The 17748-nt window shown below is 71.6% G+C and carries 16 protein-coding genes; 5 read left to right on the top strand and 11 right to left on the bottom strand.

Annotated elements, in window-relative coordinates:
- Positions 1-167: 167 nt before the first annotated feature.
- The 7 genes from tsaC to JMO03_RS19760 all read right to left on the bottom strand — a co-directional run bounded on the left by tsaC (position 168) and on the right by JMO03_RS19760 (position 8139).
- Positions 168-728: an L-threonylcarbamoyladenylate synthase type 1 TsaC gene (gene tsaC, locus JMO03_RS19790; RefSeq protein ID WP_202845476.1), complete on the bottom strand. Its 561-nt coding sequence runs from the start codon at positions 726-728 to the stop codon at positions 168-170.
- A gap of 197 nt (positions 729-925) precedes the next feature.
- Complete coding sequence (locus JMO03_RS19785) at positions 926-3472, bottom strand: DNA topoisomerase I (protein ID WP_202845475.1); 2547 nt, start codon at positions 3470-3472, stop codon at positions 926-928.
- A 177-nt stretch (positions 3473-3649) separates the two neighbouring features.
- Positions 3650-4582 (bottom strand): RDD family protein, encoded by a 933-nt coding sequence (locus JMO03_RS19780; protein ID WP_202845474.1) that lies wholly within the window; start codon positions 4580-4582, stop codon positions 3650-3652.
- Positions 4583-4627: 45 nt separating this feature from the next.
- Positions 4628-5137 carry a pilin gene (locus JMO03_RS19775; protein WP_202845473.1) on the bottom strand — a complete coding sequence of 170 codons (510 nt, stop codon included), beginning with the start codon at positions 5135-5137 and terminating at the stop codon, positions 4628-4630.
- A 111-nt stretch (positions 5138-5248) separates the two neighbouring features.
- Complete coding sequence (locus tag JMO03_RS19770; protein ID WP_149102519.1) at positions 5249-5722, bottom strand: DUF494 family protein; 474 nt, start codon at positions 5720-5722, stop codon at positions 5249-5251.
- Positions 5723-5755: 33 nt separating this feature from the next.
- Positions 5756-6886: a DNA-processing protein DprA gene (gene dprA / locus JMO03_RS19765; protein ID WP_202845472.1), complete on the bottom strand. Its 1131-nt coding sequence runs from the start codon at positions 6884-6886 to the stop codon at positions 5756-5758.
- An 89-nt stretch (positions 6887-6975) separates the two neighbouring features.
- Positions 6976-8139 carry a LysM peptidoglycan-binding domain-containing protein gene (locus tag JMO03_RS19760; RefSeq protein WP_202845528.1) on the bottom strand — a complete coding sequence of 388 codons (1164 nt, stop codon included), beginning with the start codon at positions 8137-8139 and terminating at the stop codon, positions 6976-6978.
- A 142-nt stretch (positions 8140-8281) separates the two neighbouring features.
- Here JMO03_RS19760 and def point away from each other — a divergent pair, with 142 nt between their 5' ends.
- The 4 genes from def (at position 8282) to JMO03_RS19740 (ending at position 12295) form a co-directional block, all read left to right on the top strand.
- The gene (gene def, locus JMO03_RS19755; protein ID WP_202845471.1) at positions 8282-8797 is read left to right on the top strand and encodes a peptide deformylase; all 516 of its coding nucleotides are present in this window, start codon (positions 8282-8284) and stop codon (positions 8795-8797) included.
- Between the two features lie 82 nt (positions 8798-8879).
- On the top strand, positions 8880-9827 hold the full coding sequence (fmt, locus tag JMO03_RS19750; protein WP_202845470.1) for a methionyl-tRNA formyltransferase: 948 nt from the start codon (positions 8880-8882) through the stop codon (positions 9825-9827).
- 71 nt (positions 9828-9898) lie between these two features.
- On the top strand, positions 9899-11212 hold the full coding sequence (rsmB, locus tag JMO03_RS19745) for a 16S rRNA (cytosine(967)-C(5))-methyltransferase RsmB (protein WP_202845469.1): 1314 nt from the start codon (positions 9899-9901) through the stop codon (positions 11210-11212).
- A gap of 78 nt (positions 11213-11290) precedes the next feature.
- The gene (locus JMO03_RS19740) at positions 11291-12295 is read left to right on the top strand and encodes a glycosyltransferase family 2 protein (RefSeq protein WP_202845468.1); all 1005 of its coding nucleotides are present in this window, start codon (positions 11291-11293) and stop codon (positions 12293-12295) included.
- An 11-nt stretch (positions 12296-12306) separates the two neighbouring features.
- Here the strand turns inward: JMO03_RS19740 and JMO03_RS19735 are convergent, their stop codons facing one another.
- On the bottom strand, positions 12307-12969 hold the full coding sequence (locus JMO03_RS19735) for a capsular polysaccharide synthesis protein (protein WP_202845467.1): 663 nt from the start codon (positions 12967-12969) through the stop codon (positions 12307-12309).
- Positions 12970-13312: 343 nt separating this feature from the next.
- On the opposite strand from JMO03_RS19735, the gene JMO03_RS19730 reads away from it, so the two are divergent.
- Positions 13313-14431: a glycosyltransferase gene (locus tag JMO03_RS19730; protein WP_202845466.1), complete on the top strand. Its 1119-nt coding sequence runs from the start codon at positions 13313-13315 to the stop codon at positions 14429-14431.
- Positions 14432-14438: 7 nt separating this feature from the next.
- On the opposite strand, the gene JMO03_RS19725 is transcribed toward JMO03_RS19730, so the two are convergent.
- Genes JMO03_RS19725 through JMO03_RS19715 form a run of 3 tightly spaced genes read right to left on the bottom strand, consistent with a single transcriptional unit; the run spans position 14439 to position 17396 of the window.
- Entirely contained in the window at positions 14439-15965 is a 1527-nt protein-coding gene (locus JMO03_RS19725; protein ID WP_202845465.1) for a PH domain-containing protein, read from the bottom strand.
- Entirely contained in the window at positions 15949-16479 is a 531-nt protein-coding gene (locus tag JMO03_RS19720) for a PH domain-containing protein (RefSeq protein WP_202845464.1), read from the bottom strand. Before JMO03_RS19720 ends, JMO03_RS19725 begins: the two co-directional genes overlap by 17 nt.
- A complete protein-coding gene (locus JMO03_RS19715; protein WP_202845463.1) occupies positions 16476-17396 on the bottom strand; it encodes a lauroyl acyltransferase in 921 nt (306 codons plus the stop codon). The genes JMO03_RS19720 and JMO03_RS19715 overlap by 4 nt, the downstream gene beginning before the upstream one ends.
- Between the last annotated feature and the right edge of the window lie 352 nt (positions 17397-17748).

Raw genomic sequence — 17748 nt, 5'->3', positions numbered from 1 at the left:
GTCGTCGTCGTTGGTGTGAGGGTCGCGTGGGAATCGGAGCCGGGCGCGGTCGAACATCGCCCGGCGGCGCATCCACGGACCCGAATAGATCACAAATTGTGCGACGCGGCAACGCACGCGCGCAGTTGGTTGCCGGTGAAACCGCAATCGCGGAAGAAGCCGCGTTTTTAGCGGAGTTGGCGACCGTTGCGCGCGTCGCGGATGTCGGTCGGCTGGGCCAGTCCGGAGGTTTCTCCGGTAACGATCAGGTCGATGCCGGCGCAGATGCGCGGAGCGAGTTCCGCGCGCGTGCGCGGCGCCGGATCGCCCGCGACGTTGGCACTGGTCGACACCAGGGCCCCCTCGAACGCCGTGCACAGCGCAGCGACCACCGGATGCGCGCTCACCCGCACCGCGACGCCGTCATGCTCGCCGCGGATCCACCGCGGGACCGCGTCGGACGCCGGCACGATCCAGGTATGGGGGCCGGGCCAGAACGACTGGACCTCGTCGCGCGCGCCAAGGGGTAGCGCGGACCAGTCCGCGAGGCCATCGAGCTGCGCCAGCGTGGCGGCCACCAGGATCAGGCCCTTGTCGACCGGGCGCTGCTTGAGCGCGAGCAGGCGCAGCACCGCGGCTTCGTCGAACGGATCGCAGCCCAGGCCCCAGACGCCTTCGGTGGGATACGCGATCACGCCGCCGCGGCGCAGGACGGCGATGGCGTGCTCGATCTCGGGAGTCTGCGGCATCACGGCAGCTTATCGAATCGACATTTCCGCCGTGTGCGGGCGGAATCTGGGCGTGCAGCGGCGCACCTGACGACAGGCCGAACGCCACCTGTCGCGTGCCTTCCCCCAGGCGCGATCGCGCCGACCGGGCCGTTCGGCGATGCCCCGACGACGCGCGCGCCCTGCCCGTGCGCGAAATCCCGGAGACGAGGCGCGCGTCAGAACGGTGCGTTGTCGGCCTTCTTCACCACCCGCTTCTTGCCCGGCTCGAACTTCGCCGCGGTCACCAGCGACTTCGCCGGTTCGAGGTCGGCGGACAGTGGTCGCGCGGTGTTCGCAGCGGACTTCCTCGTGCTCGCCTTGCCGCTCTTCGCGGCCTTCTTCGCTGGCGCCTTCTTCGCGGCGGCCTTCTTCGATGCCTTCTTTGCCGCGGCTTCCTTCTTGGCGGCGGCCTTCTTCGCGGCGAAGCCGCGGCGCGCCGGCTTGCCGGTTTCCTCGAGCAGCTTCGTCACCTCTTCCAGCGTCAGCGACGCCGGTTCGCGGTCCTTGGGGATCTTGCCGTTGAGGCGGCCGTCGCTGATGTAGGGGCCGAAGCGGCCATTGAGCACCTGGATGTCGCTGCCCGGGAATTCCTTGATGACGCGGTTGCGCGCGATCTCTTCCTTCTCCTCGATCAGGAACACCGCGTGTGCGAGGTCGATCTTGTACGGATCGTCCTCCTTCTTGAGCGAGGCATAGGTGTCGCCGCGACGCGCGAACGGGCCGAAGCGGCCGATGCCGACGCTGACGTCCTCGCCCTTGTCCTGGCCCAGCACGCGCGGCAGCAGGAACAGCTCCAGCGCCTCCTCCAGCGAGATGCTGTAGATGCTCTGGCCCGGGCGCAGCGAGGCGAACCTCGGCTTGTCCTCGTCCTCGACCGTGCCGATCTGCACCAGCGGCCCGAACTTGCCGATCCGCGCGCTGACCTGGCGCCCGCTCTCCGGATCCGCGCCGAGCACGCGCACGCTGCCGGCATCGGCCTTGTCGAGCGTGGCCTTCTTGTCGTCGACCTGTTCCTTGAACGGGCCCCAGAACTTCTCCATCAGCGGGATCCATGCCTCCTCGCCGCGGCTCACCGCGTCGAGCTCGTCCTCGAGATTGGCGGTGAAGTCGTAGTCGACGTACTTGCCGAAATGGTTGCTGAGGAATTTCGACACCGCGCGGCCGACGTCGGTCGGCTTGAACGCGCGCCCGTCGAGCACGGTGTACTGCTTGCCGAGCAGGGTCTGGATGATGGAGGCATAGGTCGAGGGCCGGCCGATGCCGTATTCCTCGAGCGCCTTGACCAGCGAGGCTTCGGTGAAGCGTGGCGGCGGCTGCGTGAAATGCTGGTCGGCGTGGATGCGGTCGAGCGGGATGCGGTCGCCGAGCTTCATCGCCGGCAGCTTGCGACCCTCGTCCTCGTCTTCCTTGCCCTTGCTGTCGCGGCCTTCTTCGTACACGGCGAGGAAGCCGGCCACGGTCACCGTGGTGCCGGAGGCGCGGAAACCGTGCTCGGCGCCGGCGGCGAGGTCGACGGTCACGGTATTGAGCGTGGCCGGGATCATCTGCGAGGCCACCGCGCGCTTCCACACCAGCTCGTACAGCCTGCGCTCGTCGTCGCTCAGGAAACGTGCGACCTGGGCCGGGGTGCGCAGCGCCGAGGTCGGCCGCACCGCCTCGTGCGCCTCCTGCGCGTTCTTGGACTTCGTCTGGTAGGTGTTGGGCTTGTCGGGCACCGACGCGGTACCGAAGTCGCGCGCGATCACGTCGCGGATCTCCGACAGCGCCTCGGCCGACAGGCTGACCGAGTCGGTACGCATGTAGCTGATCAGGCCGACCGTGCCCTCGTCGCCGATGTTCACGCCCTCGTACAGCTTCTGCGCCACCTGCATCGTGCGGCGGGTGGTGAAGCCCAGCTTGCGCGAGGCTTCCTGCTGCAGGGTCGAGGTGGTGAACGGCGGCGACGGACGCCGCTTGCGCTCCTTGCTGGCGACGTCGGTCACGTGCAGCGCGCCGTTCGCGGCCGCGGCGATGCGCGTGCGCGCGTCCTCGGCGGTCTCGCCGTCGGTGATGGTGAACTGCTCGAACTTCTTCCCGTCGAGCTTGAACAGCTTGGCGGTGAACGGCTGCGAGGGATGCACGCACTCGGCTTCGACCGTCCAGTACTCGCGCGCCTTGAACGCCTCGATCTCCTCCTCGCGCTCGACGATCATGCGCAGCGCCGGCGATTGCACGCGGCCGGCGGACAGCCCGGCCTTGATCTTGCGCCACAGCACCGGCGAGAGGTTGAAGCCGACCAGGTAGTCCAGCGCGCGTCGCGCCTGCTGGGCGTCGACCAGTTCGTCGGCGATCTGGCGCGGGCGGCTCATCGCCTCGCGGATCGCGCGGGGGGTGATCTCGGTGAACACCACCCGCTGCAGGGTGCGGTCCTGCAGCAGGCCGCGCTCGCGCAGGATCTCGGCGATGTGCCAGCTGATCGCCTCGCCCTCGCGGTCCGGGTCGGTCGCGAGCCAGATGCCTTCGGCCGACTTCGCCGCCTTGGCGATCGCCTCGACGTGCTTCTCGTTCTTCTCGATCAGTTCGTAGCGCATGGCGAAGCCGTTGTCCGGGTCGACCGCGCCCTCCTTGGGCACCAGGTCGCGGACGTGGCCGTACGAGGCGAGGACCTGGAAGTCCTTGCCGAGGTACTTGTTGATCGTCTTGGCCTTGGCCGGCGATTCGACGATGAGCAGATTCTTGGGCATCGGGGATTGGGTTCCGGGCGCGGCTTCCGGCCACGCCGCTCGGGGGATTCGGAGACTACGACGCCCGGGTGGACCCGGGCGTTCGGTCGGTGCCGCTCGGGGGCGGCGCTATTTATAGTGGAATCACGGCCCGTGCGGCCGTGTCAAGCGACGGGCCGCCGGGTGGACGGGCGCGGGTCAGCGGCTCATGGCCGGAATTGCGATCGCGGCCACGATTCCGAGCAGGGCCAGGCCCAGCAGCCCCAGGCCCAGGATCAGGATCACCCAGGTCACCACGCCCAGCTCCCGCCGCTGCAGGTCCGGGCGGTCGGTGAAGGCCCATTTGTCGACCACCAGGGTGTCGCAGATCATGTCGTGCAGGGCCTGCCGGCGTTCGCTCAGGCCGGTGGTGAAGGCGGAGACCACGCCGCCGATGCCGAAGCTGAACAGCACGGTCAGGAAGTAGGCGGCATAGCGGCCGAAGGCGCGCCAGAAGCTGATCCGCTCGCCGGAACCGCGCGTGACCTTGATCCCCACCGCCAGCTTGCCCAGCGAGGCCTGGCTGGCGGACGAGTGCATCCAGGCGAAATAGAACAGCGGGATCACGATGCCGATCGCGTAGGACAGGACGATCAGGCCCACCGAGCCACCGGTCGACAGCAGGTCTCCACCCATCGCACCGGCGGCGCCGGCGAGCACGAACAGCGGGATCTGCACCGCCCACGACGCCGCGGCCGTGACCAGTCCGTCGATCACCATCGCCGCGAAGCGCTTCCAGAACCCCGCATGGACCACCTCGCCGCCGGCCACCACCGACACATCGTCCGAGACCGGGGCGGTCGGAGGCGCATAGGGCGAGGCGGGGGCATCGGCCTCCGCCCAGGGCGCGTCGGCATGCGGCTGCGTCGCCACTGCCCCGGGGGCGGCCGTGGCCGCCGCGCCGCGATCGTCGGCCTGGGCCAGCTCGGCGGCGAAATCGCGCATCGGCTGCCAGTCGGCCATGCCCTCGCGCCAGACCAGCGTCTCCCAGGCCAGCCGGCCCTGCAGGCGCAGGCGCACCAGTTCGGCGGCATCGACCGGCCCCTGCCGCGCATGGTCGGCATCGGCGTAGTACCACATGGACATCGTCATTCCCCCGTTCGTAGAGTCGTGCGCCGCACCCCTGCGACGCCTCGTTCAGCCGCGGCAGTGCGCGGGCAGGTAGCGGTCCTCGGCTTCGGAACTGCAGTCCCAGGTGCCGGCTTCCAGGTCGTACTCGAGCCACAGCCGATGCCCGTCCACGGCCTCGTTGCGGTCGTCCTGCAGCAGCAGCTCGATCGCGCAGACGCCGTCGTCGCTCTCGCCGAACACGATCGCGGCGTGGGCCGCGCCGCGGTATGCGTCGGCAGCGTCGAATCCGCGGTCGCCATTGACCGGGCAGCGGCCCTGTTCGGCGGCGAAACCCGCGACCGCCCCCTTCAGCGCCGAGGTCTCGAGCAGCGCCTGGGCCACCTTCGACCGTGCCAGGTAGTCGTGGTAGGCCGGAATCGCGATCGCGGCGAGGATCGCGACCACCGGAATCGCCAGGCAGGCGGCGACGATCAACGCGATCAGGCAGCCGTGCAGGCCCTTGCGAGGCGGCGGAGCGGGGCGGGCAGGTCTGGACGGTAGCGGTGGCGGGCCGGCGCCGGGGGCGGTCTGATGCAAGCGTGCAGGTCCGTTGCGGGGCGGATGTATCGGGAGACAGGCCGGGGCCTGCGCGGCAGAAGGCCCGCCGGCCGCATGCGAGGGCGCGTCGGCGGCCGGGGACGGTCCGGGCTAATGCACCGGCTCGGGCTCGTCGGCGAACATCTGGGTTTCCATCCAGGCATAGGCGGCCTCGCTGCCGGGCTGGTTGAACAGCACCATCAGCACCACCCACTTGAGGTCGTCCAGGTCGAGTTCTTCCTGGTCGAGCGCCATGGCCCGGTCGAGCACCAGTTCGCGGTGGTCGGCATCGAGGATCCCGTGCTGCTCCAAGAACAGCAGGAAGCCGCGGCACTCGACGTCGAGCTTGTCCAGTTCGGGTCCGAAGTAGACCCGGGTCGGCCCGTCGACGCGGGTCGCGCCCGCCACCGGGCGCTGCTCGGCCAGGGCATCGAGCCAGTCGAAGGCCTTGCTGATTTCGGCGGGGCTGAAACCGGCCTGGAGCAGGCCGTTCTGGAGCGAGTCGCGGTCGCGGACCAGGTCCGCGTCCTCGGTGAAATAGTGTTCGAACAGATAGAGCAGGACGTCCAGGATGCTCTCTTTCATTTCCCCCGGCCTGCGCCCGGGGGCGCGGTGAAGTCAGGACTTGCGGTAATACCGGCCGTGCTCGAGCACGATCCGGCCATCCAGCTCCATGACCAGCAGCATGGACGACAGTTCCGCGGTCGTCAATCCGGTGCGTTCGAGCAACTGATCCATAGGGCTTGGGTCGTGACCGATGGCCGACCACAAGCGCTGGTAGTCCGGATCGTCCTGCCGCGGCGCACCGACGGGCACCGCGGAGGCGCCTGCGGGATCACAGATGGGGGCCTGCAGCCGGCGGCGCAAGGCGTCGGCCAGCGACTGCGCCACCGGCGCGAGTGCGGCGGTCACCTCGTCCGCGGCCTCGACCAGGGTGGCGCCGTCGCGGATCAGCCGGTGGCAGCCGCGCGCCAGCGGATTGCGGATCGACCCGGGCACGGCGAAGACCTCGCGTCCAGCGTCGGCGGCCAGGCGCGCGGTGATCAACGCGCCCGAGCGCTGCGCCGCCTCGATCACCACGGTGCCCAGCGCCAGCCCGGCGATGATCCGGTTGCGGGCCGGGAAATGCTCGCGCCTCGCGGCGGTGCCGGGCGGGTGTTCGCTGACCACGAGGCCGCGCGCCTCGATGTCCCGGTGCAGGCCGGCATTGGCGCGGGGGTAGGGCACGTCCACGCCGCTGCCGAGCACGGCGATGGTGGCGCCGTCGCCAGCCAGCGCAGCCAGGTGCGCGGCGGTGTCGATGCCCGCGGCCAGGCCGCTGCACACGGCGAACCCGGCGCGGGCGATGGCCAGGGCGAACTCCCGGGCGTGGTCGCGGCCGCCGGCGGTCGGCGCGCGGGTGCCGACCACCGCCACGGCGGGGTGCCAGAGCAGGTTCGCGTCGCCGGCCGAGAACAGCGCCAGCGGCGGGCTCTGGATGCGTCGCAGCAGGGCGGGATAGTCCGGATCGTGCCAGCCGATCAATCGATGCCCCGGCTTCGCCAACCAGTCGCGGACGCATGCGGTCGCGCCGGTGTCGGCGCCCAGCGCGCGGACCTGGGCCCCGACCAGTCCGGCCTCGCGCCAGGCGTGCTCGCCCGCGGCCAGCGCCTGCGCGGGCGTGCCGCAGCGCTCCAGCAGTCGACGTCTCGGCGCGGAGGCGCCGCCGGCATCGAGCAGTCGCAGCAGGGCGAGGGCGTCGTCGTCCATGCCGTGCAGCATCGCCCGCAAACGGCAACGGCGCCCGGAGGCGCCGCTGTCGTTCGCTGTAGGAAAACCCCGCGCCGCGGGCGCGGCGCTCAGTAGGGCGCGTCGGGGTGCTTGAGGTGGTGGCCGATGCGGGTCGGCTTGACGCTGCTCATCACCAGGCCGTAGCTGACCTTCTCGTAGGTGCGGAACACCATCACGTGGCCGGCGAACTCGTCGGGCAGGCGCACCTTGTTCTCGTAGAACACGGTGTCGGCGTCGCGGTCCGGACCCTTCTCGACGCGGTCGACGGTGTTGGTGCCCTCGCGCCAGATCGAGAACACGGTGCCGTTGTCCACGCCCTCGCGGGCGCCGACCGACAGCACCACCACGTCGCGCGGACCGCCATGGGCCAGGGTATCGGCCACGGCGAGCACGCGGGCGCGCCCGTACTCGAGCTGTTGCGCCGGCGGATGCGGGAAGAACTGCAGGTCGTAGGGCTGGGCGTCGATCGGGATCAGGCGGTCGCCGATGCGGACCTCGCGGCCGGTCTCGTCGAGCAGCAGGGTGCTGGCCTGGATGCCGCCGACCTCGCCGCGGGTGATGGTGCCCACGTTCACGCGCTGCAGCTCGTACCCGAGCAGCTCCTGGCCCTTGTCGGGCGTGACCACGTTGGTCCAGTACTGCTCGAAGTCGGCGATGCGCTTGCCGCGGAAGTCGAGGTCGTCCTTGTGGAACAGGTCGCAGCACAGGCCGCTGCGGTCCAGATGGGTGTAGCGCACCGTGGGGCGCACCACCGCGTAGCGCTGGCCGGCGCCGGCACCGGGCAGGCCGCGGATGTAGGCCACCTGGCCCTGGGTCGTGCGCAGGCGATCCTCCTCGAGGCCGACCACGTAGGGCAGGTGCTCGAACGCGTCGACCACGCGCAGGTCCTTGAGGAAGGCTTCGATGTCCGACAGCGGGATCGCGTCGATCGGCTGCGCGTCCTCGCGCGGCCCCGGCGATGCGGTCACGCGGTTGAGGTAGGCCAGACTGATGATGTCGCCCGGATAGATCAGGTGCGGATTGCTGATCTGGGGGTTCGCCTGCCAGATCTCCGGCCACAGCCAGGGGCGCTGGAGGAACTTGCCGGCGATGTCCCAGAGCGTGTCGCCGCGCTGGACGACATAGGTGTCGGGATGGTCGCCACGCATGGTCTGGGCGGTGGCGTAGGTGGCCACCGTCATCAATGCGACGACGCACGTCGTACGAAGCCCCTGAGAAAGGCGCTCAAGCATGCGGGCCATCTAATTGCTCCCCTTGAAGATTTCCCCGTGCAGCGAAGGCACTATAGCGTACAACCGGCGGCCGGTTGCAAGCCGCGCGGGGCTACAATGGCGGGCCGTTCCGCGCGGTTGTGACCGCCGCCACCCTTTTCCCATGGCCCTGCTCCCGATCCTCGAATACCCCCACCCCCGGCTGCGGACCGTGGCCCGGCCCGTGGACGTCGACCAGCTGCACGATCCCGCGTTCCAGCGCCTGCTCGACGACATGTTCGAGACCATGTACGAGGCGCCCGGCATCGGTCTGGCCGCGACCCAGATCGACACCCATCAGCGCTTCATGGTGATCGACGTCACCGAAGGCCGCGACCAGCCGCTGGCCTTCATCAATCCGGTGATCCGCGAGCGATCGGTCGAGCTGCGCCTGCACCAGGAAGGCTGCCTGTCGATCCCGGGCGTGTTCGCCGACGTGACCCGCCCGGACGGCATCGTGGTCGAGGCGCTGGATCGCCATGGCAAACTGTTCGAGTTGCGCATCGACGGCTTGCTGGCGACCTGCGTGCAGCACGAGGTCGACCATCTCGACGGCAAGCTGTTCATCGATCATCTCTCCGCGCTCAAGCGCGACCGCGCGGTCAAGAAGCTCGAGAAGTTGCGGAAGGGCCGTGATTAGGGAATTCGTGATTCGTGATTCGTGACGGCACCAGATGCCACGGCTCGCCGCTCTTTCCAATCACCAATCACCAATCACCACCATGCGCCTCGTCTTCGCCGGTACTCCCGACTTCGCCGTGCCCTCGCTGCGCGTCGCCGCGGCGCGCGGCGAAGTAGTGGCGGTGTATACACAGCCCGACCGCCCCGCCGGCCGTGGTCGCGGACTGGCGGCCTCGCCGGTCAAGCAGGAGGCGATGCGGCTCGGACTGCCCGTGCGGCAGCCCGCCAGCCTGCGTGGCGCCGACGCGCGCGAGGCCCTGCGCGCGCTGCAGCCAGAGCTGCTGGTGGTCGTGGCCTACGGCCTGCTGCTGCCTTCGAGGATCCTCGACATCCCGACCTTCGGCTGCTGGAACGTGCACGCGTCGCTGCTGCCGCGCTGGCGCGGCGCGGCGCCGATCCAGCGTGCGATCGAGGCGGGCGATGCCGAGACCGGCGTGTGCCTGATGCAGATGGAGAAGGGGCTCGACACCGGCCCGGTGCTGCTGTCGCTGGCCACGCCGATCGGCGAGCGCGAAACCGGCGGGCAGCTCCACGCCCGGCTCGCCGAACTCGGCGCGCAGGTGCTGGGCGACGGTCTCGCATTGCTGCGCGCGGGCATGCGGCCCGCGCCCCGGCCGCAGCCGGAAGACGGAGTGACCTATGCGCACAAGCTGGACAAGGCCGAGGCCCGGCTCGACTGGACGCAACCGGCCGAACTGCTGGCGCGCAAGGTGCGCGCGTTCGATCCCTGGCCGGTTGCCGAGGCCGATGTCGCAGGCGAGCGCCTGCGCATCCATGGCGCGATCGCGTTGCCGCTGGCGCATTCCGCCACGCCGGGCACGCTGCTGTTCGCCGGCAGGGACGGCATCGATGTCGCCTGCGGCGAGGGCGCGCTGCGGATCCGTGCCCTGCAGCGTGCGGGCGGCAAGGTGATCACCGCCGCCGACTATCTCAACGCGCGGCGCGAGCTACGCGATGCGGCGGCATCGCCGCCGGCGGGCGCCCGCTGATGGCAGGAAGCGACACTCCCGCGTCGGGCTCCGGCGCCCACTGCCCGCGCATGCACGCCCGGAGCCGCTAGGTGGCGAAGAACCCGGCGGCACCTCCCGGCGTCGCCACGCGCGTCACCGCGGCCCGCATCCTCGACGCCGTGCTCCACGGCGGCCGTTCGCTCAAGGCCGAGCTGGCTGCCGCTTTGCCCGAGGTGGCCGATCCGCGCGACCGCGCCCTGGTCGAGGCGATCTGCTTCGCCGCGCTGCGCAACCGCGCGCGTTACGACGCTGCGCTCGCCGCGTGGATGCCGAGGCCGCTGCCGCGGCGCGACGCCGCGCTGCGCGCGCTGCTGCATGCCGGTTTCGCGCAGCTCGATCCACTGGCGTTGCCGGCGCATGCCGCCCTCGCCGCGACCGTGGACGCCGCGCGCGGCCTCGGCCACGCGCACCAAGCCGGTCTGGTCAACGCGCTGTTGCGCCGCGCGCAGCGCGACGGCCTGCCGGCGGGGCATGCCGACGCCGTGTGGCCTGAGTGGCTGCGCAACCGCGTGCGCACCGACTGGCCCGCGGACGCGGACGCCATCTTCACCGCGAGCGCGTCGCCCGCGCCCACCTGGCTGCGGGTCAACCGCATGCGCGGTGCGGTCGAACGGTACGCGGCGCGCCTGCGCGAAGCCGGCCTCGAACCGCTGGCCGTCGACGATCTGCCCGACGCCTTGCGCATCGACGTGCCGGTGTCGCCGACCGCATTGCCCGGGTTCGCGGGCGGCGATGTCTCGGTGCAGGACGCGGCCGCGCAGCGCGTGGCCGACGCGCTTTCGCCGCCGCGCGGCGCGCGCGTGCTCGATGCCTGCGCCGCGCCCGGCGGCAAGTCGGCGCACCTGCTCGAACGCGATCCGACCCTGCGCCTGACCGCGCTCGACGTCGATGCGCGCCGCCTGCGCCAGGTGCGCGGCACCTTCGAGCGCGTCGGCGTCGGCGCGGGCGCGCGCCTGCTGGCCGCCGACGCCACCGACACCTCGGCGTGGTGGGACGGGGAGCCGTTCGACGCGATCCTGCTCGACGCGCCGTGTTCGGCGACCGGCATCGTCCGGCGCCAGCCGGACCTGCTGCTGCACAGGCGCCCCTCCGACCTCACCGCGCTGGCGGCGTTGCAGGCGCGCCTGCTCGATGCGCTGTGGCCGCTGCTGGCCCCGGCTGGCCGCCTGGTTTACGCCACCTGCTCGATCCTGCACGCGGAGAATGCCGGGCAGGTCGCCACCTTCCTCGAACGCACGCCGGACGCGGCGGCCGAACCGCTGAACGAACGTTTCGGTCGCGCCGCCGGCGCGGGCCGGCAGCGCCTGACCGGCGAGGCGGGCATGGACGGATTCTTCTACGCCCGGTTGCGCAAGGCGATCTGAAGCGCGCGGTCATCCGGGCGACAGGGGCCCACGGTAGACTCGCGCCGACCTTTTCATCCGTCGCACTGGACCCACCCGATGCCGCAGACCGCGAACGCGCCCTGGTTGAGCGTGCTGGTGCCGGTCTACAACGTCGAACCCTACCTGCGGGAGTGCCTGGAGTCGGTGCTGCGGCAGGCCGATCCCGGCGTGGAGCTGGTCGTCCTCGACGATGGGTCGCCCGACGGCTCGATGGCCATCGTGGCCGCGCTGCAGCAGGCCCACCCCGGCCGCATCCGCAGCCTCGCCCACGAGCGCAATCGCGGCCTGTCCGCCGCGCGCAACAGCCTGATGGATGCGGCGACGGGCCGCTACCTCTGGTTCCTGGACTCGGACGACGTCCTGATGCCCGGTGCGATTGACGGGCTGCGCGCCATCGTCGAGCGCGAGTCGCCGGACCTGGTGCTGTGCGACTTCCGCCTGCTCCGCGCCTCGTTCGGCGTGAGGCATCGCCTGCGCGGCGAGCTGCACCGGCGCAGCTTCGCCGGGCGCCCGGGCGATGGATCGGACGATCGCAACGTGCTGCTCACCGGCCTGCTCGAAGGGCGGCAGCTGCATGCCTGGTCGAAGATCGCCACTCGCGAGGCCTGGCGCGGCGCGCGCTTTCCCGAAGGCCGCTATTTCGAGGACATGGCGGTCGTCGCGCCGCTCTGCGCGTCGGTTGGCCGTTGGCGGCATGCGCCGCAGCCCTGGGTGGGCTACCGCCAGCGCGGCGACAGCATCATGGCGCGGATGACGCCGGACAAGTCGCGGGACCTGCTGCTGTCGCTGCGCGAGGTCCACGACGGGGTGATGGCGCTGCCCGGCGGTGTCTCGCAACGCACGCAGCGCGCGCTGGAGTACCTCTGCCTGCGGATCTTCGCCTCGCTGGCGCGCAAGGTGCCGCGCCAGGACGGGGCGCTGGCGCGCGAGTGCCTCGCTGCGATCGACGCGGTGTTCCCGCAGGGCATGCCGGCGGTGCTGGCCGAATACCGTGCGCGCGGATGGTGGCTGCGGGCCTGGCGCGCGCAGCGCAGCCTCGCGCGGCGCGGTTGGCTGCGCTGAGCCTCGCCGGCTCAGGGCAGGTAGCGTCCGACGATGCTGTCGTCGCGGTAGAGGTGGTGGGCGAAGTAGCCCTCGAGCTTGTTGCGCTCGCCGCCGCGCAGTTTCATCAGCCGCGGCGGGCGCGATGGCGCCGGGTGCGCGAGCAGGCGCCGGTACAGCCGCAGGCGCCGCCAGTGGGACATCTGCTGCAGGAAGTACGCCGTATCCTCGGCGCGCCACAGCAGCAGCCGGTAGGGCCGGCCGTCGTCAAGCACGGCCTGGGCGCGGATGTGGACGATCAGGTAAGCCGGCCGCGAGATCCGCTGCACCAGCCGCTCGTAGCGCCCGTCCCTGCGCAACGCGCCGAGATAGGCCTCGTCGCCCACGGCCAGGGTCCTGCACAGTTCGGTATGCCGCGCCTGCACGAAGGGCATGCCAGGCGGCGCGGCCATGCACCAGCTGTCGAGCACCGGCGTGCGGCCCGCCACGCAGAATCCGTCCAAGTAATAGCCCAGGTACTCGGCGCCCGTGCCGGCCTGCGCCTCGACCATCCAGTCCAGCGATTCGGTGAGGATCGTGCCGGCATCGATCCAGACGCCGCCGTGGTGCGCGAGCAGGTACAACCGCCGCCAGTCCGAGCGCCTCGCCGGTGTCAGCCGCTCGAAGCCGTCGGGCAGCCGGGCAGGATTGGACATGGCGGTGCAGGGTGCTGCCCAGGATCAGTTCGATCTCCCGGCTCCGGGCAGTGCCTGCGCCAGTTCTCCAGGCAGCGGCGCACCACCAGCGGCGCACCTGGTCGTCGTGCCAGTAGGACCAGAGGCGGCGCGGGATCAGCGTGTCCGTCGCAACCGGGCCGGCGCCTTCGAGCAGGAGCGTGGCCGGCTGCGGCGGCGTGGATTCCACGGGGCGGCGCAGCCACAGCATCCCGGCGATGGCGAGCAGGACGCAGGCGCAGGAGAGGAGCGGAACCATGGGCGCCGGGGGAGGGGACTGATGCGCTGACGCTATCGTATGGAGCCTTCGCGTGAATCCTCCGTCATGACCCGATCCCGCCCGCGCGTCCTCCATTTCGTCACCGGCGGCTTCTCCGGAGGCGCCACCCAAGTGGCGATCCAGCTGGTGAACGCGGGGCTGTCCGGAGGGCGGGTCGAGCCCCTGCTGGTGCTGCGCCGCAAGCGCCGCGGCGACCCCGTGCGGATCGAGGAACTGCGCGCGGCGGGCACGCCGCTGCAACTGGTGCCGGGCTGGTCGCACCTGGCGACCATCCGGGCGCTGGCGAAGCTCTGCCGCGAGTTCCGCCCCGATGTGCTGGTGGCGCACGGCTTCAGCGAGCACCTCTGGGGGCGCTACGCCGGCTTGTTGGCGGGCGTGCCGCACCTGGTGCACGTCGAGCACAACACCCGCGAACGCTACACGCGCTGGCGGCTGGCGCAGACGCGCTGGCTGGCCGCGCGCACCTCGCGCATCGTCGGCTGCTCCGAGGGCGTGCGCCAGGCGCTGCTGGACATTGGCATGCCGGCCGACCGCACCATCGCCATCCCCAACGGCATCCGGCTCGACCCGTTCGCCGATGCCGACGCCCATCCGCTGCCCGGGCGCGTGCCCGGCATCGTGATGGTCGCCCGCTACTCGCGGCAGAAGGATCACGCCAGCCTGCTGCGCGCGCTGGCCCTGCTCGGCGAACGCGGCCTGCGGCCGCCGCTGTTGCTGGCCGGCGGCGGCAAGGCGCTGCATCGCGCGCCGGTCGAGCGCCTGGCCGCCGAGCTCGGCATGCGGGAGCAGGTGCGCTTCCTCGGCGTGGCGCGCAACGTGCCCGAACTGCTGCTCACGCATCGAATCGCCGTGCTCAGCACCCACTACGAGGGCATGCCGCTGGCCCTGATCGAAGGCATGGCCGCCGGCTGCGCCGTGATCGGCAGCGCGGTGCCGGGCGTGCGCGAGGTGATCGACGACGGCGCCGACGGCCTGCTGGTGCCCGAAGCCGATCCGCGGGCGCTGGCCGATGCGCTCGAGCGCCTGCTGCGCGACGATGCGCTGGCGTCGCGGCTAGGGCAGGCCGCGCGCGCGCTGGCGCTGCGCGAATACGGGCGCGAGCACATGAATGCGCGCTATGAGACGCTGTTCCTCGAACTCGCCGAACGGCCCTCGCCGCGCTGAGGCCGGCCTACCAGCGCAGCCGCCTGCGCGCGACGTCGCGCCCGAGTCCCGCATACAGTGCGCGCGCCCGCGCCTCGGGCAGGTAGCGCATGCGCAGCGGCGGCGAGGCCGCGCCGGCGCCGGCGGTGTCGAGCCACAGCGAGGCCATCCCGAAGCGGCGGTCGAGCGGCGACTGCCGCAACTGCAACGCCTGCAGCTTGTCGATCTCGGCGAACCGCCAGTGCCGCGACCACCAGCCTTCGCGCACGGCCACCAGGCGCGCATCGACGTGGTAGCCGGCGAAGCGCGCGTGCCGGGTCGCGAGCAGCCAGCCCCACGGCAGCCACAGCAGGCCGAGCAGGCCCCAGGGGCCGAGGTACCAGCACAGGCCGGCGGCGAGCAGCGCGGCGAACACCACGTCGCCCACCAGCAGGCGCTGCCAGGCGCGCGGGTGCAGCGGCTGCCAGCCCTCGGGCGGCCAGGCGACGCCGTCGAGCAGGTCGCGCAGCAGTCCGTCGCAGGCCTCGGGCGTGGCGATGGGCGCCAGCTCGGACGGGTCGCGCGACTGTCCCTCGCCGCCCTCGGCCTGCGCGCCCGCGGTGTCGATCGCCAGCGAGCGGCGACCGAACCACCGGTGCAGTACGCCTTCGCGCAGGGTCCAGGCCTGGATCCGCCGCCGCGACACGCTGCTGCGCACACGCGCCAGCAGGCCGCGCTCGACCGTCAGCCGGCGTCCGTGCGCCTGCAGGCGGAAACCGTGGTAGCGCACCAGGGCCAGCAGCACCGAGAACAGCCGGACCAGCACCAGCGCCAACAGCACGACGCCGGCGATCGCCAGGGCGGTCGCCGACCAGCCGCCGTCGAGATGCTCGACATAGCCGAACGCCTCCCGCCAGACCAGGTCGAACGCGCGCTTGACCGTGTTCTCCGGCAACACCTGCCAGCCCAGCGCCAGGGCGGCGCCGACGACGATCATGCCGCGGTTGGAGATCAGGCCCAGGCGCACGATCTCGGCGCTGGACAGCGCCAGCAGGGTGTCGCCCTGCGCCGCGCCGCCCGCATCCGCCTGCGCGGCGCCTTCGACATTGCGCCCGCGATGCCGGATCAGCCTTTCCAGGGCCAGAGCATCGTCCAGCTTCAACACCCGCATCTGCGCCTCCGGCCGGGTGCCGCCGGCCGACTCGAGCTTCACCTCCGCCACCCCGAACAGCCGGTGCAGCAGGGTCTGGCGCAGCTCGACGTTGTGGATGCGCGAGAACGGCACCTGGCGCAGGCTGCGCTCGAGCAGGCCGCTGCGCACGATCAGGCTGTCGCCGTCGATGCGGTAGCGGTAGGTGAAATAGCGCCACACCGACACCAGCGCCAGCACCAGCACGACGACGCCGGCGATCAGCAGTTGCACCCCTTCCTCGCGGCGGCCGCCGAAGATCACCAGCACCGCGAGCGGCACGAGGAACTGGCGCACCGAGCCGATCAGCACGAACAGCCACGACCAGGGGTGCAGCCGGCGTTCGGCCTGGGTCGCGAGCGGTGGCGGTTCAGGCGTCGTCGTCATCGGCTTCGATCCAGCGCGCGAGCTGGTTGCGCAGCCACTCCGCGTCGTCCGCAGACAGGCCGGCGGTGGCCACCGCGTTGTGGCGGGTGCCGGCGGTGTGGATGACCAGGGTCGACAAGCCGAAGCGGCGTTCGATCGGGCCGCGTTGCAGGTCCAGGTGCTGCACCCGGCTTCTGGGCACGAAGGTCTCGCGCTGCCACAGGCGGCCGCGGCGCAGGGTGTAGCCATGCGCGTCCAGCTGCCAGCGCGTGCACGCGTACTGCCGGTACCCCAGCCAGGTGCCCCAGGCCGGCAGCACCACCAGCACCGCCAGCGCCAGCGGCAGCGCCAGCGGCGTGTCGCGCAGCAACAGCCCGATCGGGACCAGCAGCGCCAGCGCCACCAGCCCGAAGCCGAACAGGTTGCCGAGCACGAACAGCCAGCGCGCCGCGCGCGGCAGCGGTTGCCAGCCGTCCGGCAACGCCATCGGGGTCGGGGCCTCGCTTCCGGTCCCGGAGGTTTCGGACGGGGTCATCGACCCTCCAGGTCGGCGTAGGGATGGGTTTCGCCACTGCCCGGCGGCCGCGCCTTGAAGCGCTTGTAGGTCCACTGGTACTGCGCCGGGTCGCGGCGGGCGATGCGTTCGACATCGGCGTTGAGCGCGGCGGTGGCCACCGCCGCGTCCGGATCGGCGATCCCGGGCGAGGCCGCCTCGATCCGCAGCGCGTACTCCGGGCCGTTTCCGATCCGCTCGCACCAGGCGAACAGCACGGTCGCGCCGCTGCGCCCGGCCAGGCGGCCGAGCAGGGTCATGGTCGAGGCCTGCACGCCGAAGAACGGGGCGAACTCGCCGTCGCCGCCCTTGGGCTGCTGGTCGGGCAGGATGCCGACCACGCCACCGCCTTGCAGCCGCTTGTACAGCTGGCGCACCCCGGCACCCTCGGCCCGCACCTGGGTCACGCGGCCGGCGTCGGCATCGGCGCGCACGCGCCGCAGGAACGCCTCGCCGATCGCGGACTCCGGCGGCTTGTAGAGGATCGCCAGCGGTGTCTTCGCCGCCAGCCACTGGTTGAGCAGTTCCCAGTTGCCGAAGTGCGGCGCGGCCACGATCAGCCCGCGACCGGCCGCCAGCGCCGCGTCGAACAGGTCTTCGCCATGGGTCTGGCGGATCAGTTCGAGGTTGCGTGCGTGCGGGCGCGTCCACAGGCGCAGGGTTTCCAGGGTCTGCAGGCCGGTGGCGCGCAGGATCCCTTGCCGCCACGCTTCGCGCTGGGCCGGCAACAAGTCCGGATAGGCCAGTTCGAGGTTGCGCAGCGCCACGGTGCTCTCGCGCGCGCCGGTACGCAGCCACAGCCACGCCAGCGCATCGCCGAGACGACGCACCAGCGGCCATGGCAGGCGTCCGACGGCGGCGGCGAGGGCATACAGCAGGCGGGCGACGAGATCCGTCATCGCGCCAGTGTAGCGACGGCCGTCGGGCGCGGCGGTTCCCGATGGTGGGTGCGGGAACCTGCTTGCCCCGGTCCCCGAGGCGAACCCCGGCTCCGCGAGGGGACTGCCGGGATCGAACCTAGCAGCGCTCGGTGCGGCGTCCCGCACCCCTCGCGAACGCACATGGATTGCGCGCGGGCGTCGCGCGTCTGGTGAACGTCATGCGTGCTGCGCAGGGCAGGGACGCAGCCGCGAAAGGGTGGTGGGAGGGTCCGGCGAAGCGACGGGGATGGGCCCTGCGCGCGAGTCATCGCCTCACGACTTGCGTGGTGTCTGAACCTGCAACGCTCCGCCGCTCCCTCGTCCGCCGCTT

The organism is Luteimonas saliphila, from assembly GCF_016774335.1.
Taxonomy (GTDB): Bacteria; Pseudomonadota; Gammaproteobacteria; order Xanthomonadales; family Xanthomonadaceae; genus Luteimonas; species Luteimonas saliphila.
This window is presented reverse-complemented; position numbering and strand designations above follow the sequence as displayed.

Excerpts from the sequence above, each read along its gene's own strand:
- tsaC (WP_202845476.1), bottom strand. The coding sequence starts at position 728 with ATGCCGCAGACTCCCGAGATCGAGCACGCCATCGCCGTCCTGCGCCGC.
- JMO03_RS19785 (WP_202845475.1), bottom strand. The coding sequence starts at position 3,472 with ATGCCCAAGAATCTGCTCATCGTCGAATCGCCGGCCAAGGCCAAGACG.
- JMO03_RS19780 (WP_202845474.1), bottom strand. The coding sequence starts at position 4,582 with ATGACGATGTCCATGTGGTACTACGCCGATGCCGACCATGCGCGGCAG.
- JMO03_RS19770 (WP_149102519.1), bottom strand. The coding sequence starts at position 5,722 with ATGAAAGAGAGCATCCTGGACGTCCTGCTCTATCTGTTCGAACACTAT.
- dprA (WP_202845472.1), bottom strand. The coding sequence starts at position 6,886 with ATGGACGACGACGCCCTCGCCCTGCTGCGACTGCTCGATGCCGGCGGC.
- JMO03_RS19760 (WP_202845528.1), bottom strand. The coding sequence starts at position 8,139 with ATGCTTGAGCGCCTTTCTCAGGGGCTTCGTACGACGTGCGTCGTCGCA.
- def (WP_202845471.1), top strand. The coding sequence starts at position 8,282 with ATGGCCCTGCTCCCGATCCTCGAATACCCCCACCCCCGGCTGCGGACC.
- fmt (WP_202845470.1), top strand. The coding sequence starts at position 8,880 with ATGCGCCTCGTCTTCGCCGGTACTCCCGACTTCGCCGTGCCCTCGCTG.
- JMO03_RS19740 (WP_202845468.1), top strand. The coding sequence starts at position 11,291 with ATGCCGCAGACCGCGAACGCGCCCTGGTTGAGCGTGCTGGTGCCGGTC.
- JMO03_RS19735 (WP_202845467.1), bottom strand. The coding sequence starts at position 12,969 with ATGTCCAATCCTGCCCGGCTGCCCGACGGCTTCGAGCGGCTGACACCG.
- JMO03_RS19730 (WP_202845466.1), top strand. The coding sequence starts at position 13,313 with ATGACCCGATCCCGCCCGCGCGTCCTCCATTTCGTCACCGGCGGCTTC.
- JMO03_RS19725 (WP_202845465.1), bottom strand. The coding sequence starts at position 15,965 with ATGACGACGACGCCTGAACCGCCACCGCTCGCGACCCAGGCCGAACGC.
- JMO03_RS19720 (WP_202845464.1), bottom strand. The coding sequence starts at position 16,479 with ATGACCCCGTCCGAAACCTCCGGGACCGGAAGCGAGGCCCCGACCCCG.
- JMO03_RS19715 (WP_202845463.1), bottom strand. The coding sequence starts at position 17,396 with ATGACGGATCTCGTCGCCCGCCTGCTGTATGCCCTCGCCGCCGCCGTC.